Here is a 2,213-nt window from a genome sequence, read left to right as displayed (position 1 = left end):
GGCATGCTCTTCCTGGACCTGATCCAGGAGGGCAACGTCGGTCTGATCCGCGCCGTGGAGAAGTTCGACTACACCAAGGGCTTCAAGTTCTCCACGTACGCGACCTGGTGGATCCGGCAGGCGATCACGCGTGCCATGGCCGACCAGTCCCGCACCATCCGCATCCCCGTGCACATGGTCGAGATCATCAACAAGCTCGCCCGTGTGCAGCGCCAGATGCTCCAGGACCTGGGCCGCGAGCCCACCCCGGAGGAGCTGGGCAAGGAGCTCGACATGACCCCGGAGAAGGTCATCGAGGTCCAGAAGTACGGCCGTGAGCCGATCTCCCTGCACACCCCCCTGGGTGAGGAGGGCGACAGCGAGTTCGGTGACCTCATCGAGGACTCCGAGGCGGTCGTGCCCGCGGACGCGGTGTCCTTCACCTTCCTCCAGGAGCAGCTCCAGTCGATCCTGGGCACGCTCTCGGAGCGCGAGGCGGGCGTGGTCTCCATGCGCTACGGCCTCAACGACGGCCAGCCGAAGACGCTGGACGAGATCGGCCGCGTGTACGGGGTCACCCGTGAGCGCATCCGCCAGATCGAGTCCAAGACCATGTCGAAGCTGCGCCACCCGTCGCGCTCCCAGGTGCTGCGCGACTACCTGGACTGATCCGCACCGGACACGCACGGAGCCCCCGGCCGCCTGGCCGGGGGCTCCGTCGTTCCCGGGGGGGGCCCGGCCGGGAGGGGTCAGTGGACGACGCTCCAGCTGCGCCACGGCAGGCTGGAGGGGGCCGTCACGTTCGACAGGGTGGTCGCGACGTAGATCCCGTCCTCCTGCTGGCCGTGCCGGCAGTCCGGCGTCCGGTACAGGATCACGTCGACGAGGGTGTTGTTGGCGACGTGCGTGGCCCCGTGCGGAATGCCGATGCGGTGGCAGCCCTGCACGGAGGTGTTGGCGTAGCTGACCTCCACGGGCGAGTCGTGGCCCCTGAAGGTGAGCGTGCCCACCGTGGTGCGGTCCGCCGAGCACGCGGTGCCGGCCAGCAGCAGGGCTGCGACCCCGGTCATGACGCCGATACGCCGGATCTGGGACATGGCGCGGTCCTCGTCTGTGGGTGGCGACGGTCGATGGCCACAGAATCCCCCGGCGTGGTGGCGGCGGCATCCGGGATGGGCCGTCCGGGTGACGGCCCTCCGCGGTCAGGCGGCCGCGCGGCGCTTGCGGGCGGACATCAGGGCGTAGACCAGGACACCGGCGAAGAGGAACAGCACGCCCTGGTAGACGGCCGCGTACCCGGAACCGGCGACCAGCCACATCGAGAAGGCGAAGGCCAGGCCGGCCAGGACGGCGTCGCGGACCAGCTGCCCGCGCCGGACCCGCCCCGACTGCCCCGAGGCCAGGAAGTACAGCTGGGCGGCGGTGGAGAGCAGGTACGGGACGGTCGCGGTGAAGGTGGTGATCAGGACCAGTGCGTCGAAGACGGCCGCGGAGCCCGCGACGTAGTTCCAGACGGTCAGGGCCGAGGCCATGACGACCGTGACGAGGACGCCGGCCACCGGGACGCCGCGCTGCTTCTTCTCGAAGACCTTCGGGAAGAGCCCGTCCTTGGCGGCCGCGTACGGGGTCTGCGCGCTGAGCAGCGTCCAGCCGTTGAGGGCGCCGACCATCGAGATCACGGCGGCGCCGGCGACCAGGGTGCCGCCCCAGGTGCCGCCGAACATCGCGTCGACGGCGTCCGTGAAGGGGGCCCCGGAGGAGACCAGCTTGTCGTGGCCGACCAGGCCGAAGACGGCGAGGGTGCCGAGCAGGTAGACGGTGGCCGCGCCGACGGTGCCGAGGACGGTGGCCCGGCCGACGTTGCGGGCCGGGTCGCGGACCTCGCCGGCGCTGACCGCGGCGGACTCGACGCCGATGTAGCTGAAGAGCAGGATCGCGGCGGACGCGGAGACCGCGCCGACCGGGCTCTGGCCGGTGGCCTGGAACGGGCCGAGGTTGGCCGGGTCGAAGAAGAAGAGCCCGCCGACGGCGACGAGCAGCAGCGGGACCAGCTTGAGGACGGTCGCGACCACCTGGACCGCGCCCACGTACCGGGTGCCGGCCAGGTTGGAGAGGGCCGGCAGCCACTGCACGGCGAGGGCGGCCAGGCACATCGACCACTTGTGGTCCCCGACCGCCGGGAAGAGCACGGCGAGGTAGCCGACGGAGGCCACGGCGAGGGCGGCGTTGGAGAC

The 2,213-nt window shown here is 71.2% G+C and carries 3 protein-coding genes; 1 reads left to right on the top strand and 2 read right to left on the bottom strand.

What is annotated here, in order from left to right; translation table 11 throughout:
• The coding region (locus tag VR44_RS36435) for an RNA polymerase sigma factor (RefSeq protein ID WP_045951948.1) at positions 1–648 on the top strand (648 nt) is incomplete at its 5' end.
• Positions 649–728: 80 nt separating this feature from the next.
• Here VR44_RS36435 and VR44_RS36430 read toward each other — a convergent pair.
• Complete coding sequence (locus VR44_RS36430) at positions 729–1,076, bottom strand: hypothetical protein (RefSeq protein WP_045951947.1); 348 nt, start codon at positions 1,074–1,076, stop codon at positions 729–731.
• A 105-nt stretch (positions 1,077–1,181) separates the two neighbouring features.
• On the bottom strand, positions 1,182–2,213 hold a 1,032-nt coding region (locus VR44_RS36425), incomplete at its 5' end, for an amino acid permease (RefSeq protein WP_045951946.1).

It is taken from the genome of Streptomyces katrae, from assembly GCF_000966975.1.
Lineage (GTDB): Bacteria > Actinomycetota > Actinomycetes > Streptomycetales > Streptomycetaceae > Streptomyces > Streptomyces katrae.
This window is presented reverse-complemented; position numbering and strand designations above follow the sequence as displayed.